The 18,748-nt window shown below is 40.3% G+C and carries 26 protein-coding genes; all 26 read right to left on the bottom strand.

Translation table 11 applies throughout. The features are described 5' to 3' along the window. Nucleotides 1-10: 10 nt before the first annotated feature. Nucleotides 11-1,141 (bottom strand): siphovirus ReqiPepy6 Gp37-like family protein, encoded by a 1,131-nt coding sequence (locus FLK61_RS13285; protein ID WP_176009876.1) that lies wholly within the window; start codon nt 1,139-1,141, stop codon nt 11-13. Nucleotides 1,142-1,227: 86 nt separating this feature from the next. Then, nucleotides 1,228-1,815, bottom strand: a complete 588-nt coding sequence (locus tag FLK61_RS13290; RefSeq protein WP_176009877.1) for a hypothetical protein — start codon at nt 1,813-1,815, stop codon at nt 1,228-1,230. 414 nt (nt 1,816-2,229) lie between these two features. Next, complete coding sequence (locus tag FLK61_RS13295; RefSeq protein WP_176009878.1) at nt 2,230-2,379, bottom strand: hypothetical protein; 150 nt, start codon at nt 2,377-2,379, stop codon at nt 2,230-2,232. Beyond that, the gene (locus tag FLK61_RS13300; protein ID WP_176009879.1) at nt 2,372-2,518 is read right to left on the bottom strand and encodes a hypothetical protein; all 147 of its coding nucleotides are present in this window, start codon (nt 2,516-2,518) and stop codon (nt 2,372-2,374) included. The genes FLK61_RS13295 and FLK61_RS13300 overlap by 8 nt, the downstream gene beginning before the upstream one ends. Next, nucleotides 2,511-2,846, bottom strand: a complete 336-nt coding sequence (locus FLK61_RS13305) for a hypothetical protein (protein ID WP_176009880.1) — start codon at nt 2,844-2,846, stop codon at nt 2,511-2,513. Before FLK61_RS13305 ends, FLK61_RS13300 begins: the two co-directional genes overlap by 8 nt. A 14-nt stretch (nt 2,847-2,860) precedes the next feature. Further along, nucleotides 2,861-4,045, bottom strand: coding sequence for a hypothetical protein (locus FLK61_RS13310; RefSeq protein ID WP_176009881.1), 1,185 nt, complete (start codon nt 4,043-4,045; stop codon nt 2,861-2,863). A gap of 2 nt (nt 4,046-4,047) precedes the next feature. After that, entirely contained in the window at nt 4,048-4,941 is an 894-nt protein-coding gene (locus tag FLK61_RS13315) for a hypothetical protein (RefSeq protein ID WP_176009882.1), read from the bottom strand. Nucleotides 4,942-4,947: 6 nt separating this feature from the next. Continuing rightward, on the bottom strand, nt 4,948-5,811 hold the full coding sequence (locus FLK61_RS13320; RefSeq protein WP_176009883.1) for a phage distal tail protein: 864 nt from the start codon (nt 5,809-5,811) through the stop codon (nt 4,948-4,950). Next, on the bottom strand, nt 5,808-7,868 hold the full coding sequence (locus FLK61_RS13325) for a phage tail protein (RefSeq protein ID WP_176009884.1): 2,061 nt from the start codon (nt 7,866-7,868) through the stop codon (nt 5,808-5,810). The genes FLK61_RS13320 and FLK61_RS13325 overlap by 4 nt, the downstream gene beginning before the upstream one ends. Before the next feature lie 35 nt (nt 7,869-7,903). Continuing rightward, nucleotides 7,904-8,059, bottom strand: a complete 156-nt coding sequence (locus FLK61_RS13330; protein WP_176009885.1) for a hypothetical protein — start codon at nt 8,057-8,059, stop codon at nt 7,904-7,906. A 35-nt stretch (nt 8,060-8,094) separates the two neighbouring features. After that, complete coding sequence (gene gpG, locus FLK61_RS13335; RefSeq protein WP_176009886.1) at nt 8,095-8,421, bottom strand: phage tail assembly chaperone G; 327 nt, start codon at nt 8,419-8,421, stop codon at nt 8,095-8,097. A gap of 38 nt (nt 8,422-8,459) precedes the next feature. After that, entirely contained in the window at nt 8,460-9,074 is a 615-nt protein-coding gene (locus tag FLK61_RS13340) for a major tail protein (RefSeq protein ID WP_176009887.1), read from the bottom strand. A gap of 5 nt (nt 9,075-9,079) precedes the next feature. Next, nucleotides 9,080-9,472: a hypothetical protein gene (locus tag FLK61_RS13345; RefSeq protein WP_176009888.1), complete on the bottom strand. Its 393-nt coding sequence runs from the start codon at nt 9,470-9,472 to the stop codon at nt 9,080-9,082. Then, the gene (locus FLK61_RS13350; RefSeq protein WP_176009889.1) at nt 9,469-9,891 is read right to left on the bottom strand and encodes an HK97-gp10 family putative phage morphogenesis protein; all 423 of its coding nucleotides are present in this window, start codon (nt 9,889-9,891) and stop codon (nt 9,469-9,471) included. The genes FLK61_RS13345 and FLK61_RS13350 overlap by 4 nt, the downstream gene beginning before the upstream one ends. Continuing rightward, entirely contained in the window at nt 9,869-10,243 is a 375-nt protein-coding gene (locus FLK61_RS13355; RefSeq protein ID WP_176009890.1) for a phage head closure protein, read from the bottom strand. The genes FLK61_RS13350 and FLK61_RS13355 overlap by 23 nt, the downstream gene beginning before the upstream one ends. Continuing rightward, on the bottom strand, nt 10,240-10,815 hold the full coding sequence (locus FLK61_RS13360; RefSeq protein ID WP_176009891.1) for a head-tail connector protein: 576 nt from the start codon (nt 10,813-10,815) through the stop codon (nt 10,240-10,242). Before FLK61_RS13360 ends, FLK61_RS13355 begins: the two co-directional genes overlap by 4 nt. 4 nt (nt 10,816-10,819) lie before the next feature. Then, nucleotides 10,820-11,113 carry a hypothetical protein gene (locus FLK61_RS13365; protein WP_176009892.1) on the bottom strand — a complete coding sequence of 98 codons (294 nt, stop codon included), beginning with the start codon at nt 11,111-11,113 and terminating at the stop codon, nt 10,820-10,822. Between the two features lie 10 nt (nt 11,114-11,123). Further along, nucleotides 11,124-11,510 carry a hypothetical protein gene (locus tag FLK61_RS13370; RefSeq protein ID WP_176009893.1) on the bottom strand — a complete coding sequence of 129 codons (387 nt, stop codon included), beginning with the start codon at nt 11,508-11,510 and terminating at the stop codon, nt 11,124-11,126. Nucleotides 11,511-11,555: 45 nt separating this feature from the next. Continuing rightward, entirely contained in the window at nt 11,556-12,776 is a 1,221-nt protein-coding gene (locus FLK61_RS13375; protein WP_176009894.1) for a phage major capsid protein, read from the bottom strand. A 7-nt stretch (nt 12,777-12,783) separates the two neighbouring features. After that, nucleotides 12,784-13,701, bottom strand: a complete 918-nt coding sequence (locus FLK61_RS13380) for an HK97 family phage prohead protease (RefSeq protein ID WP_176009895.1) — start codon at nt 13,699-13,701, stop codon at nt 12,784-12,786. 19 nt (nt 13,702-13,720) lie between these two features. Continuing rightward, nucleotides 13,721-15,769, bottom strand: a complete 2,049-nt coding sequence (locus FLK61_RS13385) for a phage portal protein (RefSeq protein ID WP_249777739.1) — start codon at nt 15,767-15,769, stop codon at nt 13,721-13,723. Nucleotides 15,770-15,774: 5 nt separating this feature from the next. Further along, complete coding sequence (locus FLK61_RS13390) at nt 15,775-15,951, bottom strand: hypothetical protein (protein WP_249777599.1); 177 nt, start codon at nt 15,949-15,951, stop codon at nt 15,775-15,777. A 16-nt stretch (nt 15,952-15,967) separates the two neighbouring features. Continuing rightward, nucleotides 15,968-17,518: a terminase large subunit gene (locus FLK61_RS13395; protein WP_176009898.1), complete on the bottom strand. Its 1,551-nt coding sequence runs from the start codon at nt 17,516-17,518 to the stop codon at nt 15,968-15,970. Then, complete coding sequence (locus tag FLK61_RS13400) at nt 17,508-18,035, bottom strand: P27 family phage terminase small subunit (RefSeq protein WP_176009899.1); 528 nt, start codon at nt 18,033-18,035, stop codon at nt 17,508-17,510. The genes FLK61_RS13395 and FLK61_RS13400 overlap by 11 nt, the downstream gene beginning before the upstream one ends. 103 nt (nt 18,036-18,138) lie before the next feature. After that, nucleotides 18,139-18,327, bottom strand: a complete 189-nt coding sequence (locus tag FLK61_RS13405; RefSeq protein ID WP_176009900.1) for a hypothetical protein — start codon at nt 18,325-18,327, stop codon at nt 18,139-18,141. Continuing rightward, a complete protein-coding gene (locus FLK61_RS13410; protein WP_176009901.1) occupies nt 18,293-18,676 on the bottom strand; it encodes an HNH endonuclease in 384 nt (127 codons plus the stop codon). The genes FLK61_RS13405 and FLK61_RS13410 overlap by 35 nt, the downstream gene beginning before the upstream one ends. Between the last annotated feature and the right edge of the window lie 72 nt (nt 18,677-18,748).

Genomic DNA, 18,748 nt, shown 5'->3' on the forward strand with positions numbered 1-18,748 from the left:
CTTGAAGAATCTATCTAAATACTTCCCCCGAGACTTGGCGCAAAGAGCGCCTTATCTTTGATGTGATATTTAGTTTGTTCGTTCCAAACTGTAAATTAACTTTCTGCCCTTCTCTTTCGTAGATTTCTGTAACTTCTGTGATTCTTGTGTTTAATGTGACGCCCCACGATTTATTCCGGAGAGTAACGATATCTCCTAAATAAAAATCACGTTCATAAACGAAAGTTTGTTGATCTGCTAAACGCCCCTCATAAGACAACTGAGTTGCTAATTCTTCGAGTATTTCTCTCCCGGCTTGAGTGATTTCTTCTATAATAACTTCATTCGATTTTGGGTTACCTTCGTCATCTTCTTCTGAAACCCTTGCATCTACAAATGTTTCAAAACGATCAAAGCCTTCATCTTCCCCTACTATCACCACCCTTCGGTCCTGCTTCTCTCCTTCCCCTCCTACATAAGCTACATTGGCGTAGTCAAGAAAGGACTCAATGTATGATTGTTCCATAATTGATTCAAAGTCAGGCGATAGGATAACAGGGGGGACATCAACCTGTCCTGCAGAACGATCGGTACCTTCATAAACTTCAAATACAATATTTTGGTTCTCATAATCTAAAGATGCCTCATATCCGAGCTTGGACAGATTAGAGAAATCCTCTAATACATTGGATAGATTGTCCCATCTTCGTTCACCAATAATATTTATTCCTCGATTATGACCATCTGCAATACTCACGTTAGGAAACGAACGTCTAGGATCCGACGTATTTACTAAAGTTTTATCAATAAAGTGCTTCATGACGGATTCAGCATTTCCGTTAAACTCTAAGTTGGTGTGACCTGATTCGGGTATAACCAACCTTCTTTTTACTATCCCATCAAGCGTTACACCCTTTACAGTCAAAATTTCTTCATCACCTTCCTCAAATTGCTTATATAAGATCAAACCTGCTTTTCTAAGACTACCGCCAACTACAACAATATTGTCTTTAATTAGTTGGTCTACATAAGGTGAATCTACATTTAGTTTTAATGTGAAAGAGCCAGGTCTATTCCACCTTCGAACAATACTGAATGACGAATAAATATCTATCTCACCTATTCGTTCAAAATCTAGATTTAGAATTCGTATTGCGTTCATTTATACCTCCTTAATTAAATAAAAAAGTTCTCTATGAAGGAGAACTTTTTGATAAATATAGTAATTTATAATCTGCCTTATAAATATTAGTATTCGAAAATAACTTCCCAATAGACGTAAGAATTTTTTATATTTTTTAAAACTATATTTAGACCTCCCTCACCATCTTCAGTAAAATTGTATAGACTGTCATTTACTCTTAAACCATCTCTAGTAAATACTTGGAACAAAATAATTCTGTTTGCTGAAAAATTTCTTGGTACCACTAATTTAAATGTTGAATCCTGAACTGTACTCGTTCCCCTCATATATCCTATTTGAGAGTTATTTTTTGAAATCGAATTAAATTCGGATTTAATCAAACTTCTAAAATCTTTATTGTAAGATTCAAGATTTATTTTAAATTCCCTGTTCGATTCTTTCATTAAATTTATTTGCTCCATAGCTTCAGTTTCTACCTTATTTATTCCTTTCTCTATACCTGCTTTAACTGCATTATTCACTAGAAAATATAAAGCAATACCCACTGCTCCAATAAGTGCTACGAAAACACCTAGTAATGAATAGAACCAAGTAATGTTATTCGAGATATTTTCCTGGAACAATTCTATTCTGTCAGATAGAGCATTAAATCTTAATTCTATTTCATTCATTCTAATGATAATATCTTCCATTCCAATGCTTCCTTTCTGCCTTAATCTATTTGCAAATAAGTATAGCATCTATTTAAAAAATAATTGTATTTTAAATGAATGAAAGTCCAAATAGATGAGTAATATATAACATCAATTAATAATTTATCAATACTATTTTAAAGCCTTTGATCCTATTAGCTTTAATTAGGAGGTGAATTTTATGATGTGTAGGCACTGTAAAAAGAATTCTATTTATATATTAAAATGCAGACTAGACTATTCTCATCAAGGAGATCTTATTTGTGATGTAAAGTGCAATAACTGCAGTAGGAGCTCTACCTTGCTGTATTATTTCTCAAGCAGATAATCGATTCAAGAGGGGGAGGTAACCCCCTCTTAGAATTACTTTGAATAGTAATGATGAACAAACTCAAGTTCACTGTAAAATTTGTCTTAAGTGCCAATATCAAAACCAAGCACCGTTAGTTTCTTACCAACTTCGTCTTTCAAGTTAAACAATACAGGTACTTGCTCAAATGTGTAAGCACCAGAAACCACCACACTAAACCACGTTCTAACTAACATACTATTTTCATTAAACATCGGAATCCTCCTCATTATTAAGAATAGTAATAACAATGTCACGCAAGTTAAACAGATTAGGTACATCATCTTCATTTTTATCACCTCGTTTAACTGCTTTAGCCCATGTGCGAGCAACTACGCTATCTGGATTAAACATCTGCGTTACCTCCCATCATCAGCATTGATAAAGCTGTCGATAGTTCAATGACACTGTTTTCTAAATCCTCTTCTAATTTTTCAATCCTTCTTGCAGCTTCTTCTGGATCTAGTCTGTTTGGAAGCTCTTCAAGTGGTTCTTTGAAAAGCTCCATAGTTTCTAGATTGATTTTTAAAACTCCGTCCTCATTTGGTATTTCGTTTTTTTCAAATAGTAAACCTGTTTCGAGAAGTTGCTCTTCTGTCTTTCCTAGCCCTCGTTTATCATCAAAGGGCTTGCCATGCATTCGTGTTATATTTCCTTCTGAATCGTACTCGATATAAAACATATTTTGACCCTCCTTTATGACATTTCAAACGCCATCACGTATGTTGAAGTGGTAAAAGACGCACTTTCAGCTCTACCATAAACATAAACAATATTATTTTCTACTTCTGGATACACTGTAAAAATGTTCAGAGGAGTTCCAGCTACTTCATCTAAATTTATGGAGTATAAAAGGTTCATGTTGTCGTCTGGATCGCGTTTTTCTAAATGGTTGTTAAGTGTGTTAATCCCTACGATAGTTTCTCTGCCACTAGGCTCTACTACAACCTTTAAACTTCTTAACGATTGCACTTGTTGGACTACCTCGATGGTTAACCCTGTCGCTGGATCTATATAAGCTATATCATTTGTTTGAGGTCTACCACTAAATGTTTGCACTGGAGCGCACCCAATTAAAACATCTTTTTTTGGTAAATATAAGTAGGCTCTAAACGTCCTTGCGCCAGAACTTTCTGTGTAAAAATCATCTACTCTTGAACGCCATACTTCTAACCCTGTTGTTTTATCTACCGCAAAAATACGATTAGCGTCCATTACATAAATTAAATTTCTTGCCTGGTCAAAATCTGCATAAAAGACTGAGTTTAATACTATCCCATTAACTCCCGAAGGGAACTCAAAAAGAAGTTCATTTTCTCCAGTAGCCTTATACACCTGTCGTCTCGATAGCGTGTCGTTACCAATAATTATTAAGTCATTCTTTAATAACTCATTACTTTGTATCTCCCAAGAGTCATTTACTCGACCTTGTGAGTAAGTAATGTCGCCACGCTCTCCATCTGGATTGATAGAAAAAATAGCAGCACTATCTCTGGAGGAGGAGCCTCCATATGGTACACCATTAATATCAACTGCAAGTAAGGCTTTAGGCACGGAACCGCTCGAAAAATAACTAACAAACTCGCCAGTATACTTATTTACCCTTGCGAATCTACCACTATTTCCCTCGTTATAATTAACAAACAAGTCTACACTGTTAACCCCTAAGTTGGGGAAATAAGCTGTTGTTGGTCTTGTTGCTGGATACGGAATTCCACTAAATAACACATCAAAGTTATTTAACCACTCTTGTTTAAAGTCCAACCACTCACCATTAACTTTCTTCCAAACAGTTGCTTTTTTCCACTCGCCCTCAAATTTATAAAATGGTTGCGTAATAGACTTATAGTCTCCAGATTGTTTCGTATATAAATTAGACATAACTAATCAACCTCATACTGGAAATATACATCGCCATCTTCGCCAAGTGAGTTAGAAGGTTCGGCTTCACCCGAAAAAATAGAGCGTGTTTTTTCGGGTGTTAATCCGTGCGCGCCTTCTTGCGCTAATTCTTCCTTATGCGCAACAAACTCTGTCTGACTAGCAAATCCATTATCTTGAATATCGTTAAACCAGTCATAAAACTCATCTTCAAATTCTTGTAGTTTTCCATTTAATGTAGCTTTATAATTGTCTAGTTCTGTTTGAACCTCTACAATACTGTTGACTATTTCAGTGAGTAAGGATTGCTTCTCTTCGTCGATCTCGTCAGTAGTTGCATTAAAAAAAGCATTCCACTGATCGAGGAATTGCTGGGTAGGAACGGTTATTAACGAATGCGTAATGCCACATACATCCTCATCTAATCTTTCGTCTAGCAAGTTAGTTGGCTGCAACTGCGAAGTATCTCTTTCCACAAAGACTTGAGCTAACGAAAGCTCATAAATAACGTTATCGCGCGTTAACGTTGGTGGTGTTGGCTCTTCAGCTGATGTTCCTTGTAAAATATCCAATTCAATAAATCTAGACTGGTTGCGTAAGTCAAGTCTGATTACAATCCGATCAATACGATCTAAGTCGGGTTCTGGCAACCCATGTTCCAACGTCACTTCCGTTGTACTTTGGCCTAGATATCCTTTAATTAACGCTTTACCTGGTCCTATTGTCGTTCTCAATTCACCTGTCACTACAGCCACTTCTAATCCTGGCTCTTCATCCGTGTGTAAGAGTCCGGCACTTAAAACTGTGCCAAAATATTCGGCAAAGTCTCTTGCTTGGTAACGCCTCCGATCACCGGGGGCACCATTAAAAAATAAACTTCTAATTGCTTCTCCCATTCTTAATTACACCCCCACATACCTCTTAAAATAATAAATATCTACAATAGCACCTTGTATATCACTATCAGCTGTATAAACAATTTCATTTTCTCCCGGCTTTAAAATCCAAAACTCGCTTTGAGGATCAATCCAGTTTAAAACGTCTCTTTCCTCTTCATTTGTGTCATCTATGAATTTCACGCTCTTCTTCCCAAACGTTGTTTCAATCCTCATTATTTCATTAATACCTAAACTTTGATTCACCTGAAGGAATTTACCTGTGGTGACATTCTCAATTCGAGGATTTTCAGCTGGTCCATGAAATTCTATTAAAACCGGAGCTCCGACATCTCCATCGTTAATCACAACTCGTTCATCTCGCTGCAGGCCCATTTCAAAGCTACCATCTTCTTCTCCTTCGTCTTCAAAAACAAATTCAAATAGAGGTTCAAAGGTTGGCTCTGTTACAAGGCTATCAGACCGCCAGAAAGGGTCTGGGCTCACCGTGTAGATAAAAAAATACTGCCAGCCACCTTGCCTTGGTGGGAATGTAATTCCCTCACCATCTAAGGTCGCATCAATAAAATAGGCACCTGTTGCATCAACATACTCAACCTCAATCTCATTTGTCGATAAAATATTTTGCAGGAATTTACGCTTTTCTGCTATTGATAATGCTTCTTTCGTTTTAATCGCTCCCTGAAAAACCATGTAACGTGGCTCATAATGACTAGCTGTCTTATATGCTCCATCTTGCCGAGGACTCCTCGTTAAGGTATTTTCTTTTGGGGCAGAGTCTGCCCCTTCTATCGTTTCAAGAATATATAAGCTAGATGATGACAATTCAATTTTCCCTCTAGACGTTGTTAGATAGATTTTTCGGCTCATTCGTCTAACTCCCATTCTAAAGCGAGCTCTCTCGCTGATTGTTTATATTTTCGCTGAAGATCACTTTCAGATAGATGCTTTGGACTATTAACAGTAATGTACTGATTAATGTCACCTTTCCCACTTGAGCCATTATCTCCGCCTCGCGGATTCGGTTTATTCTTCTGAGATGACGGCATACGAGCCACCATATCGTTCACGTATCCTTCTTCAGGTAACAGAGTTCTCATGTCTAAAGCGCCGGGTCTCATATTTCGGATCATGTCGTTTATGACGTCAGAGGCAGATGATGACTCGTCGCGAACACCATCTAGGAATCCGTCCACCATGTTACGTCCCCAATGAGTAATATAACGACCTTCACCCTTCTTAGCCGGAGACCAAAACTTCATAAAATCAGCTACACTATCAATAACGCCTTGCACGGCTTCCCCAACTTTTCCTGCCATGGATTTAATACCGTCGATGAATCCATCGATCATATTTTTACCCCAATCGACAGCATTGTTTTTCAAGTCAGAGAACCAACCTTCCAACATGCTCCATAAATCTTGAAGAGGTCCTGAGATTAAATCCCAAGCTGATGCAAATATACCTCTGATACCATCCCATAGTGACTCGACAATCTTGGTGATACCATCTTTCATTTTCTCGAAATCGCCAGTGAATAATCCTATAAAGGTCTCAATCAATCCCATAATGATGCCTAACGCGGTATCAAAAACGGTTTCAATGATGCCCCATGCCACCTCAATAATACCTTGGATGATCGGCATGACATCTTCAATGATTCTTCTAATTGTGCTAAATACGGTTTCAACAATCTGCATGATTGCTTCACCGTTCTCATCCCAAAAAGCTAGGATTTTCTTCAGAATGTCACTGATGAAATCAGCAGCTCTCGACAGGATATTTTGAATGATCTCCCAAACCGTTGTCAGGACTGTTTCTACCACTGATCTTACGTCTTCAAATACAGATTGAGCCGTTGACAGGATGTCAGCTCCGTACTTTTTCCAAAAGTCATAGACGTTTTGTAGAGCTGTATTCACAAAGTTAACTACAAAATCAAATACTATCTTCACTACTTCCTGTAGTGTCGTAAAGACATCTTTTGCAATATCTATAGCCAGACCTAAGTAATGTTCGAAAGCTCCCGAAATGCTGCTTAGAGTATCATCATTACTGGATCGCCAATCATCTAAGAACGCCATAAGGGATTGTATCCATTCCACAACCCAACTTATTGCTTCTGAAATGAAACTAAATACGGTGTCAAAGATAGCTCTGATTTGAGGTAGATTAGCTAAAATCCAATCCATCATTGATTGAAAAATAGGCATCAATTCAGCGAATATCTTTTGGCCAAAAGCACCTAGGGAACGTGTCACGTCATCCCATGTATCCTGAAATTCTTCGGCTGCTGCTAATGTATCACCGTCAATAACAATTCCTAGCTCTTCTGCCTTTTGTTTAGCTTCTTCGAATGAGAGCGAGCCATCTTGTAAGGCTGGCATTAGATCACGCGCTAACTTCGTACCGAACAGCTCGGATGCTAACGCCGATTTCTCTTGCTCGTTCGTCATTTCAGATAACGTCTGAATAGACTGTGCAAAGGCGTCTTCAGTGGTGATAGTACCGTCTCTAACCGCATCCATATCGACTCCGACTTTTGTTAAGGCACCAGCATACTTCTCATTTCCATCGGCTGCTAGACCAATACGTTGGTTAAGTCGTCCCACAGCACGCTCCATTGAACCGGTAGACAATCCGTTTTGACCAGCCCAATAATCAAGCTCTTGGTAGGCATCGGTTGAAACACCTAGCTTCGTAGATGATTTTGCAATATTATCGAAGCCTTCAGTTACCTTTTTTGTAGCAGCAAAAGCAGCCACGCCTAATCCGGCGGCTGCGGCTGCTGTACCTGCGACTACCTTTCCAACTGTACCAACGCCTTTACGAAATCGCCCACTGGATTTCTCTGCGCCGTCCATACCCTTTTCGAATTCTTTCGAATTGAGACCTAAAGACACCATCAGATTTGCAATTGTACTCATGTATTCACCCTCTTTCGTTTAAGACGTGTAACGCACTAAAAGCCCATAGCTTCAATGCTACGGGCTTTCTCTGTTTCCTCAGCTAGACTTTCTTTTTCCATCACAGCGAGCTGATCGAAAAAGAAATCCATATCTACATCATCAATATTCTGTTGGGATAAATGAAAAAGCTTGCCATACTGTGTGTACATATGAATAATTGTCTCGTAATCGGACAAGCCATCTACTAGTGACTTGTCCCTGGTTCTTTTTTTGGCATTGATTCCATTTTGGATGTAAATGAATCACGCAAAAAGCCGGCGACTGCATCAAACAAATCCATGAATTCATCGACATCTACATTATCTTCAATCGCATCCATAGTAACTGCCTCATCGTTAAAACAGTCCACTAAGAACTGATAAAGGACTTCCAATCCTTCTATAGATTCCACTTCGATTTCTTGATCATTAAGCTCATACATGCGTCGAAGTAGCTTTAGACGTTTCTTTACTTTATACGTTTTCCCATCAATAGTAATTTGCGGTGGTTTCAACTTTTGATTTCTACTCATACTAATCTCCCTCCATTAAAAAAAGAGCAGGGGTTTCCCTACTCTTCCGGTTCTGGTTCTGCATCTGGAACTTCATAATTTGGATCATCAAAGAATTCTTGCGTTAAAGTCGCCTTGTTAATATTGTTCGGAACTTCATCGTCGTCAGAATCAACGCGAGTAAAAATCTCGTGGTCGGAGACCCTTGCGACCGAGGTAAATACAATTTCTTGCGTCTGAAATTCTACAGAATCTTGTTTAGTCTGACCAGATTCTTCAGGGAGAGAAAACTTACCCTTGTAGAACCAAATAAAGCGATATTCACCGTTCGTCTTTTGGCGTCGATAACCAATAGCTACATCAGGTGCACTTGCGTTAACACTATATTTGATTTGCCCGTTCTTGTAACTAGCACCCATTAATGTAGCATAATCTTTAGGAGGTAAATCACCGACGTTTAGTGTTACTTCTGGCGCTCCAATCTGACTGTACGAATCAGCTGGACCATTATCGGCAAAAAACACCTCGTTTGAGCTGTTAGGATTAAACCCTGCTTCTACAATGTTCGGAATGTGAACGGTTTCCTCATATTCCGTTCCACTGCTCTCATCACTCGTTAAAATAGCATAGTGAAACATGTCTAACCCGATAAATGGAATTCCTTTTTTGCCCACTTGCTTCACCCCCACGTTTGTTTATATTGATAATGAAAAACCCCATCAATAGGAATTTGATGGAGTCCGGAATCTCGATCATATAATTCATTGTCTGAATCTACATACGCTTGAAAAATTCCGTTATGCAATCCTTGTTCTTGATCTTCATTCAGCTTCTCAATTGCATCTTTGAGCTCGTTTGCACATGCTCTTGTTGAGCCATATTCGGTACCGAAAATCGTAAATTGATATTGCTGTTGCTTTGAATCGTATGAGCCACGAGGTTCATTAATTAGGTACATCACTACATAAGGAGTATTCGTATTCGGCAAAGAGCGAACTCTATATACGCGACCTTCTAGCGACTCAACATGCTCTTTCATCCAGTCTCTTATAAAAGCTGACATCTCAATCATCCGTTTATCCTCTTCGTTAGCTCCGACTTAATAAAGTTGAGGGCACTAGGCAAACTTTGAGATACGGCTTGGCGAAAGAATGGGTTAGGTGAGACTTCTCCTCTATAACGCCCGAAATTATCAAAACGAGGTCCAGAACCAAGTTCAATAATGTGAGCGTGAGGCGCTTTTTTTCGATCTATAGCGCTAATAGCAATAGAAGGATAACTAGAGGATCGTGGCATCTGTTTTGTCACAACTGCATCACGTATGCTTCCACCTTCGCCTACTGGTGCCTTTGATTGAATAGCAGGAGTCACAATGCTTTCTGCTGCTTTATAGACGATGGATTCTGTTTCACTATCGTCTACTTTTTTTGCAAGCTTTTCTAACTCTTTTTGCAATTTATCAAGCCCTTCAACCTTCATTTGACTCTTCATTGATCAAAGGCACCTCCTTACTTATTTGCTCCTTTACAATTAACCTTGTCCGATCTCTTCTTTCGCGTGGATGATAGAAGTATTGAATGTCGATCACCCTATCCTTATAAAGAATGCGCATAGCTCCCGGATTAATGTCAGATTGATACCGAATTTCAATTTCGCCGTTTGCTTCGGCATTGAATTTCTCTGACTGCCAATATTCTCGACCGCCAGCCGGTTCCATGGAAGCCCACACGCGTTTCCAGTCCGTCCAACCTTCCACCCAATCACCATACTCATTTTGAACAGGACCAAGTTTTTGTATTGTGATACGTCTATTTAACTCGCCAACTCTTCTTTTTGCGCTCATACTTCACCACCCCAAAACCGATGAATAGATAATAAGCTGTCAACGGTAAAAGGGATCTTTTGAGCGTTAGGACCTAGCGCCACTGGTTCTCTATTCTCGTACATATTGGCTGCTATAAGTTTAATGGCCGACTTAATTGCCCCAGGAACTTCCTCAGGCAACCATCCTGATATAAACTCCATTTTTATAGCGTTATATTTACGAGTTCGCAACTCATTCTTGAAAATGATTCTCGCAGGCTCTGACTCTCGATCGAAAAAATAGTCCGTTTCATCCAATATGACTTCTGAATCATCACGGTCATAGGTTGAAATGGATACGAGTTCAACAACAGGAGGAACAGGTAATTCTATCAAGGAATTATCTCGTTGATCTAGTGTGAGTCGATACGTCTTTTTAGCAATAGAACGCCTTAACTTGCCCTCTGCATAATCACGACTAGCAACAATGATCCCCTGAAGGTAAATTTCCTCTTCCTCTTCTGTATCATCTAACCGTAAATGCTCCTTGAGCATTTCAAGTGAAATTGGTTCATCTGCTGTAGTAGGTTGATGGACAATTGTTAATGCCATTCGATTATCCCTCTTTCAAACGCTTTTCTAATGCCTCTTTCCCTCTCACACGATCAATCTCTTCACCTTCGCGCTTGATGACATAGTAGCCACCACCAACGTGTTCGTATGATAGCTTTGTTTCAGTAGGCTGTTGCGAGGTCGTTTCAAAAGTTAGGTTCTTCATTGCTTCTGCCTTGCTTTCTATAACACCAGAGGCAACGAGTTTATCTAACACTTCCTCACTCACATTGACAGTGGAGCCCGCCTTTCGACGGACTCCGTTTACAATAGCTTCGTACTTCAAATTAACCTCCATTTTAGACACCTCACTCCGTGATAGGGCGTTCTCGTGGATCAGCAAGCGCCAAAAATGCGACGCCATCAATTGCATTTGTTGCTTCAGCTTTAACAGCTACATGCGTGTAATCAGCACTTAGATACTGAACATCGAAAGACTGGACTAGTTGCCCCGTTTCACCAGATACTACTGTAATCGTTCGTGTTACGAGTAATTGCTCATCTGCACCATCTTCATCTTTAGCTTCATAAAGGGAGATTGTAACATCTGAGCTTTCTTCTCCTGCTTCAGCAGTCGCTAAAATCGCTGCCACCTTTCGAAACCCAGATACAGATACAAATTCACCATTCAATTCTGTTAAATCGCCTACTCCTGCGGAAGTAAATTTTAGGTTTTCGCTAATTGATCCGATCATTTCAAATTCCTCCTTTTAAATAGAAGGGGCATTGCGCCCCTTCTCTTATCCTGCTGTTGGTACGTCTAAAATAACGAACGGAGATACTTCATATCCGTTTTCGAGCTTCAGTGGGGAGTTGAGCCATGGCTGACCATCCACATTCCAAAACGCTTTGATGATTGTTTTATTCTCGGTAAATTTCACATGCTCCGATGCTGCAATAGATAGCGCTGAACCATCTTTAATCATGTAGTAATTAAGATCACACAGGATTAAATCACCTTTTGCTCCTAGTCGCGGTGAACGTTCATTAATTAAGACAGGGACGCCTAGCAAAGTTCCAGGAGCTCCTTCACGGGCATTCGGTTGCCAAATGTAACGACCGTTCTCGTCCTTAATTGTCATGAGCTGTGGTAACGTCTCTTGAGATGTGATCCACACCATCGGTCCACCCAATTTCATTTTTGCGTACATTGCCACGATATCTGGATATTCGATTGAATTAGCTGCTAGACGGTTGACGTTGACATTTGATTTGTGACCAATCACACCTAAAGGCTTGGCAACCCCATCACCGCGTAAAAAGGCACTGTCTTCAGATGCTAGAATCGCATTTCGTAAAAGTCGTTGGATAATAGCGCCAGCTGCTTGACTGTTACGAAGCAATTTATCTGTAACAACAATGTGTGCAGCTACTTCGTGAGGACGTAGTGTCACATCACGAAATGACGGCTGTGTTTGTGGCTTTTCTTGTCCTTCTCCAATCCAATTTACGCTAACCCCTGAATAGACGCCTTTGTCACCAGATTGATCAAGTGCAGGGAATGTCACTCCTGCATCCGGTTCACTACCGGCAGGAATGATGCTTGCTCGTGGTCGGAAAATAGCATCTTGAGATTGTACTTCCATGATTTGATCAAGGAATTGATCAGGAACTAGAAATCCACCATTTTCTCCGTTTGACATTTTGAGAGAATCACGTTTTTCCCCTTGGAAACGAACAGCTTGAATGAATTCACCAATGTCACGAAATTCATTTTGCTTTTGCTCGGGATCCTGACGTTGCTCACGCGTGTTCGGTTCAAATGAACGATCCATTTCAAGCATAGCTTCTTCATTCTCAATTTGTTTTGTGATGTTTCTGACTTCCCGTTGTGCCTTATCGAATTTACTTTGTTCATCTGAATTCATAGAACGGTTTTCTGCTTGTGCTTGGCTTAACGCCGAACGAGCCTCATCCACATATTCTTTCTTTTTTTGTCGTAGCTCTAAGATTTTTTCCATCTTTTAATCACTCCATCTCTAATAATTTCATTTCATATTCTGAATAATCAACTTCACCAGACGATGCACTCTCTTTTGCATGTAAAAGAGCCCTTTTCTCATCGTCTTTAAGGCTAAGACCTTTTGACAATTTAAAAAGAGCTCTTACAGCTACTTGAGATCCATCATAATGATTTCGTTTATTCGTTTGCACTCCGCTATCTGGATAGGCTGGTAAAGGCGTTGGGCTAATCTCAATTAAATCCACTTCATAAAGTGTTCGAATTGGAAGCTCTCCACCTTCCTCCCAATTGTCTCTTACTACGTTCATCCCCATAGATACACCTGTGACATATTTTTTCTTGATTAGCTCGATAGCGTCTCTGCCAGCTTGTGTATTGGGAGGCTTAATTTCAAAACGTAGACCAATGTCATCCTCATATAGCTTTAAGGTTCTGTTACGAGTATTTCCTAGAACTAAATCAATGTTATGATTCCAAACGGCAATTGTTTTGGTACGTTGAAGTGTTTTGGTGAAAGCCCCTCGCTCCACCTTTTCTCGGAACATGCCTCCTATCGGCAAGCTCATACGATCAAATTGCACGACATAACCACTTAGAATATCTTGACCATCCTCTTGTCGGTGCTCGATCATGTTTGTACCAAATTCATGCATTCGAATTTCATCATAACTTCGATCTTCTTCATTATTGCCTTCTTTTTCATCACTTTCTTCTTCATCGCTTTTTTCTTCATCAGGATTTGAGTCGTCACTCTTCTTTTCCTGCTCATTATCTTTACGTTGACCTTCGCTGTCATAGATAGTTCGACAAATGCTCAACCGTTGTTGGTCATCCTCAAACTCTCCGCTAACAGAATCATCAGCCACACATCGATCAACAAACTGATCTTTCTTTTCATCGTCTTTCGGTCTTGGAAATGGCATGAGTGAATCCTCCTTTTACTTATTCTTCAGCAACAATTTCGCACTCACATCCTTGGTGGAGTGGAGGATGCCCTGTGCCTTGATAGTCTGTCATATCGCCCACCTCCTGCCCTTTATTGACGAACTTTTCTTGTACACCAATTGTTTGTCCATCTAATTCACTGCATAAGTTGCAAGTTTGTGAGCCAAACGCTAGCCACCTTATTAATACAATACCGGCGATAGCAAAGACTGTTTTAGCAACCGCGCTTCCCAGCTTCACCGATTCATTCATAGCGACTTTGTCTGCTCGTGTATCTTGCCACTCGTCAATTCGATCCAACAGCAACTCATCCATGTCATCGTCTTCCACATCTTCAGCTGGCGTTCGTAGTAAGGCTAAAATTTGCCCCTTACTACTTGACGTGTAACGAGCGATAAAACTAGCAATATATTTACGAATGAATTCTTGAACTTGTCCGTCGTCAGCATCTCGACCAATTTCTTTTTCGGCTGCGCGCTTTATTTCTTGCCCCATCCTTGAAAATACTGAGCCAAATTGTTCTTGGAGATAATCAGGCATTTCATTTCTATAAAAATTGTTTAGCCATCCCTCAAAGGATTCCGTGCTTCTATCTGTCGCTAAATCACTTATCTTTTTTCGTAAGGCTCTTGCTTCAAAATTCACAGTACGTTGAGCAGCCATTCGAATTCTGCTTTCGTAGTTCTGCTTAATTCTTTTTCTGCTTTGAGCGCTTCTAATTTGATAAATTCGTGTTCTTTGTTCGTGCTGAGGTAATGAGCGAACTTCTGTAAGAGGTCGCATGCGTTCTTCTTCCTGATCCGGCTCTTCATTTTCGCTATCAGTATCGTTCGCCGTTCCACCTACAGCTTGATCGAGAGGAATCATATTAAGAGGTACAAAATGCACATCTCCATGCTCAATCGGATCCATATTTTCTTTACGACGAACTTCATTATGACTAAATGACCCATTTTGAAGCATTGTATTGTAATAGGACGCTCTAGCAGCACTATCCCCTCTCATAAGAGAGTTAGGATCGAATTCCGAATAATATCTCGTTCGGTATTCTCCGAAAATAAGTTGGTTGTTAATGCTTTGTTCCCATTTGGTAAACCATGGCATCATCGTATACTTCCAAAAATCAATGGATTGATGCTCGATGTTCGAAAAGGTGGCTTTTTCTAAGTCTTGAATCATGTGCGGAGGCACGCGAAATATACGTGCAACTTCTTGGTTCTGATACTTTCTAGTTTCCAAGAATTGAGCATCATCAGGAGGAATACCAATCTTTTGATATGTCATTCCTTCTTCCAGTAACATCATTCGATTTGCATTAGATAGCCCTGTGTTTTTTGCTTCTAAATCACTCTTTAAGCGAGCATATGCTTTATCCGATAATTCTCCTGGATGGGTGACAACTCCACCTGTATTTAGACCATTTGAATAGAAACGAGAACCAAATTCTTGCGCTGCCTTACCTAAACCAATGCTCTCAATATGCGCTCTAATGACCGATATTCCAGTTAAGCCGTTCATGGAAATTCCGGGTATGTGCAATACCCTATATGACGGCAACGTAACAGCTCGTCTATTATCTTTGCCGTGTGGAATGATGGTCGTGTACTTTATTTCTCCAGATTGTGGATCACGATACTTCCATGTTTCGTTTGGCATCAATGGCCATAAAGCAATCGGCTCTCCAAATTCGTTATACTCGATCTCACAATATCCATTTCCCCACAATGTGATATGAACCATTAGCGTTTCTTTAAAAGTTGCCGCACTCATTTCATGATTCGGTCGAAGGTGTAACATCTGGTACAAATGATGATTAAGCGCTGTTACTCGTCGATCTGCTCCGACACGTTCATAAATGTGAATCGGCGTTTGTGCTACAGATTCTGCTAACACTCTCACGCAAGCCCATACCGCCGGCAGTTGCATGGAACTAACTTCATTTACCCTTGCCCCTGATTGCGACTTTCTCCCTGACAATACAGAGCGCATCCATTCAGCAGGATCACCGCCAACGCCTGAAGATCCACTAAACAGTGAACTGAACATCCCCACTAATCATCACCTGCCTTTTGCTTTTTACTTTTATAATTAGCTAATACAAACCCCATTAACATGACCAATATTCCGCCTATGATAAACGCTAAAGGCATATATATTAATGCCAGTCCATAGATTATCGCTATAATTCCGATAAATATGATCAAATCAGCTACATCTAAGTCTTTCAAGCTCGTCCCCTCCTTTCTAGAGGACACGAATTCCTCTATCGTCATAGATACTATCTACATTCACTTCTAACATCGCTGTTGCCATCGCATTTATCATGGCAACTGTTAAATCAATCCGTTCATGGCTTTTATTTTTCATCGGCTTAACATTCTCATTGCCATCAACGGCAACAACCACATTACCGAAGCACCAACGTGCAAGAGGATTTTTTTCATGCGTTAAGAACTTCGATTTCATAAAGCGCTCTATCGTCTTCATCGATGGACTCATATTTTTCATGTCTTGAGGTATCTCAACCACATCAATTTCTCTCTTCAATAAATTTTGCGAGAGCATTCGACTGTTCCACGGATCCACACCAAGTAGTTTTAAATTGTATTGCTTACTTGCAGCTACTAATTTGCTCTCTACAAACTCGTAATCCACCACATCACCGGGCGTGGCGTGTAGAAACTTTTTATCTACCCATCGGTCGTATGGTACATGATCTTTTTTGACTCGCTGTTTCATATTATCTTCAGGTATCCATGCATCAAAAATCGCGCGCCAATCATCAATACCATCTTGTGGTGGGAAAAGGTAACATGCAGCCGTAATGTCGGTTGTACTTGATAAATCGACCCCAACATAACATTTTTTTCCTACTAAATCTGCTAGGCTCCACTTACCTTCTGTTGAATCCCATAAAGAAAGTGGCTGCCACCCAATTTTCTTGAGTGACACCCACTGATTCAACCGGAGCCATCGAAATAGCTTTTCTGCTGCTTCATTATTTCGTGCTGTTAACGCTTCTTTTCGAATAACATCTATATCAATCGTCTTTCCAAGTGACGGGTTAGCCATATACCATATCTGTTCGTCATATATATCAGCATCATCAGGCGCCCCGAATATTTTTACATACCAAGATGGATCATGTATTTCCCCATCTCTAATACGTCTGGCATATTCATGTTGCTCCCATCCAATACTATGACGATCCGGGTCATCGCCTGCGGTAGTGATAACCCACCACAACGGTTCTTTTCTTGCTGCGCCAGCCCCGAAGGTCATAACATCCCACAAATCACGGTTCGGCTGTGCGTGCAGCTCGTCAAATATTACGACAGTAGGATTAATACCGTGTTTGGAATATGCTTCAGCAGACAATACCTTCAACACAGTACCAGTCTCCATATTCAGTATTTCTTTTCTACTGTCTGTGATTTTCAGAAACTCGGATAATGATTCATCTTGTTCAATCATGCTTCGTGCTGCTTTATAAACTAGCGTGGCTTGCTGTCGGTCAGCAGCACAACAATATATCTGACCTTCTGCATCATCACACGTTAGATGGTAAACCGCTAATCCTGCGATAGTCGTCGTTTTGGCATTCTTCTTAGGTATCTCTAAATAAGCATAGTTGTATTGGCGATACCCTTTATCGTTCACAGTTCCATAGACATCCCATATGATTTCGTGCTGCCAGTCCATTAACACAAATGGTTGTCCAAAGAAATCATCCGTAAGCTTGAGTAATTGTAAAAACTCCACAACCTCAAGCGCTCGTTCTTTATTATGTGCCATTGCGTTTCTTATCTAAGAATTTTTGCATCGGACTGGCTGGTTTGCCCTTATCAGGGTCCTTAGGGATCGACCTCATTCGAGCAACTGGATTTAAGAAGAGCCGATCCTCAAGCTTCAGCATCTTATCCCTGACTTGGTTTTGTTTCGAGATAATGTCTTTAAGATCATCATACAAGGATAAACGCTTGGATACTTGCTTATAAGACTGCATCTTTTCGTTTACCTCAATGTAGAGTTCTTGCAACATTTGTTCCGTACTTTTCAGTTGGCAATACCTGTTGATCGTAGCTTGATCTAACCCTTCGACAAACTCAATGCCTTTAAATAATTTTCGCAAACGTAAAAATTCTTTGTGGGCAACTGGATCAGCTTTCGTCGTTGCTTCTTCTCTAAACGACGTGCCGGTTTGCAGAGACTTCTCCACCTTTTCTCGATGCTCAAGCTCGGCTTTTGTTCGTCGGTCTTTATTGCCTTCTAATTTGATCAATTGCGTTGGCTTGCTTGGTCTCCCTGCCAATTCATCCACCTCCCAAAAAAATTCTATTTTGCGAAAAAAATTCACGCGTGCCTGCCGCGACGGTTTCAGCGTTACAGCCCCAAGGGATTGAGCCCCCCTCCCCCTACTGACTCTCTTCAACCTCTGACAAAATGGCATCTAATTTATCCATGAATTCCTCCCGTACTTCCGGGGTGGATTGTTCAAAGAGCTCTTCTGTTAGGTTTAAGACTTTATGAAAAAGATCGATCTGAAGAATATTAACAGAAACATTTAACTTATTGTTTAGGTTCGTTGATTGCTTCTCTTCCAAATCCTCCATCCTCCTTTGCTGTCTTGGTATCGTGACATGACTTGCATAGCGACTGCCAGTTAACCTCTGCCCAGAATAGTTTGGCGTCCCCTTTATGTGGGATGATATGGTCCACTACTTGAGCGGGGACGTCCTGCCCGTTGTCGGCGCACCGTTTACAAAGGGGATGCCTTCTTAAATAAAAGAGCCGGGCTTTTCTCCACCTACTGTTATAACCTCGTTCATGTGCGGTACCGCGTTCTTTATCTAGCCTGCGATAATATTCTTTCTTGTGATCAGGACAAAATCTCTCGCTTGTTAAGACATTGCAACTAACGACGCTACATTTTTTCTTTGGCTTGATCGGCACCTTATCACCTCCAAGGATAGGGGGGTATTTTTACAAACAAAAAAGACAACCTGAAAGGCTGCCTTGTTCTCG

This window comes from Paenalkalicoccus suaedae, from assembly GCF_006965545.2.
GTDB lineage: Bacteria > Bacillota > Bacilli > Bacillales > Salisediminibacteriaceae > Paenalkalicoccus > Paenalkalicoccus suaedae.

Excerpts from the sequence above, each read along its gene's own strand:
- FLK61_RS13285 (WP_176009876.1), bottom strand. The coding sequence starts at position 1,141 with ATGAACGCAATACGAATTCTAAATCTAGATTTTGAACGAATAGGTGAG.
- FLK61_RS13290 (WP_176009877.1), bottom strand. The coding sequence starts at position 1,815 with ATGGAAGATATTATCATTAGAATGAATGAAATAGAATTAAGATTTAAT.
- FLK61_RS13295 (WP_176009878.1), bottom strand. The coding sequence starts at position 2,379 with ATGTTTAATGAAAATAGTATGTTAGTTAGAACGTGGTTTAGTGTGGTG.
- FLK61_RS13300 (WP_176009879.1), bottom strand. The coding sequence starts at position 2,518 with ATGTTTAATCCAGATAGCGTAGTTGCTCGCACATGGGCTAAAGCAGTT.
- FLK61_RS13305 (WP_176009880.1), bottom strand. The coding sequence starts at position 2,846 with ATGTTTTATATCGAGTACGATTCAGAAGGAAATATAACACGAATGCAT.
- FLK61_RS13310 (WP_176009881.1), bottom strand. The coding sequence starts at position 4,045 with ATGTCTAATTTATATACGAAACAATCTGGAGACTATAAGTCTATTACG.
- FLK61_RS13315 (WP_176009882.1), bottom strand. The coding sequence starts at position 4,941 with ATGGGAGAAGCAATTAGAAGTTTATTTTTTAATGGTGCCCCCGGTGAT.
- FLK61_RS13320 (WP_176009883.1), bottom strand. The coding sequence starts at position 5,811 with ATGAGCCGAAAAATCTATCTAACAACGTCTAGAGGGAAAATTGAATTG.
- FLK61_RS13325 (WP_176009884.1), bottom strand. The coding sequence starts at position 7,868 with ATGAGTACAATTGCAAATCTGATGGTGTCTTTAGGTCTCAATTCGAAA.
- FLK61_RS13330 (WP_176009885.1), bottom strand. The coding sequence starts at position 8,059 with ATGTACACACAGTATGGCAAGCTTTTTCATTTATCCCAACAGAATATT.
- gpG (WP_176009886.1), bottom strand. The coding sequence starts at position 8,421 with ATGAGTAGAAATCAAAAGTTGAAACCACCGCAAATTACTATTGATGGG.
- FLK61_RS13345 (WP_176009888.1), bottom strand. The coding sequence starts at position 9,472 with ATGATTGAGATGTCAGCTTTTATAAGAGACTGGATGAAAGAGCATGTT.
- FLK61_RS13350 (WP_176009889.1), bottom strand. The coding sequence starts at position 9,891 with ATGAAGAGTCAAATGAAGGTTGAAGGGCTTGATAAATTGCAAAAAGAG.
- FLK61_RS13355 (WP_176009890.1), bottom strand. The coding sequence starts at position 10,243 with ATGAGCGCAAAAAGAAGAGTTGGCGAGTTAAATAGACGTATCACAATA.
- FLK61_RS13360 (WP_176009891.1), bottom strand. The coding sequence starts at position 10,815 with ATGGCATTAACAATTGTCCATCAACCTACTACAGCAGATGAACCAATT.
- FLK61_RS13365 (WP_176009892.1), bottom strand. The coding sequence starts at position 11,113 with ATGGAGGTTAATTTGAAGTACGAAGCTATTGTAAACGGAGTCCGTCGA.
- FLK61_RS13370 (WP_176009893.1), bottom strand. The coding sequence starts at position 11,510 with ATGATCGGATCAATTAGCGAAAACCTAAAATTTACTTCCGCAGGAGTA.
- FLK61_RS13375 (WP_176009894.1), bottom strand. The coding sequence starts at position 12,776 with ATGGAAAAAATCTTAGAGCTACGACAAAAAAAGAAAGAATATGTGGAT.
- FLK61_RS13380 (WP_176009895.1), bottom strand. The coding sequence starts at position 13,701 with ATGCCATTTCCAAGACCGAAAGACGATGAAAAGAAAGATCAGTTTGTT.
- FLK61_RS13385 (WP_249777739.1), bottom strand. The coding sequence starts at position 15,769 with ATGTTCAGTTCACTGTTTAGTGGATCTTCAGGCGTTGGCGGTGATCCT.
- FLK61_RS13395 (WP_176009898.1), bottom strand. The coding sequence starts at position 17,518 with ATGGCACATAATAAAGAACGAGCGCTTGAGGTTGTGGAGTTTTTACAA.